The sequence below is a fragment of the Peribacillus sp. SIMBA_075 genome (assembly GCF_046534585.1).
Genome location: NZ_JAWRYN010001580.1, coordinates 1 through 237, shown reverse-complemented (window position 1 = coordinate 237; position 237 = coordinate 1). Strand labels below are relative to the sequence as shown.

The following is a 237-nucleotide window of genomic DNA, read 5'->3' as shown; positions in this document are numbered from 1 at the left end:
CTTGAAAGCATTGATTTAATATCTCCACCCGCAGAAAAACCACGGCCACTTCCGCACAACACAACAACGTGAACAGAACTTTCCGCCACTTCTTTCAACTTTTGTAATAACTCTTTTAACGTTGGTTCATCTAATGCATTTAAAACCTCTGGACGATTGACCATAACCGTTGCTACGCGCCCTTCATATTTCACAACAACAGATTCCGTTTTACTTGTTACTTCCATTATATATACC

The 237-nt window shown here is 39.7% G+C and carries 1 protein-coding gene; it reads right to left on the bottom strand.

The window, feature by feature from the left end:
- A partial coding sequence (locus SB775_RS33740) for an enoyl-CoA hydratase-related protein (RefSeq protein WP_410865658.1) occupies positions 1–227 on the bottom strand: 227 nt, incomplete at its 3' end.
- Positions 228–237 lie beyond the last annotated feature (10 nt).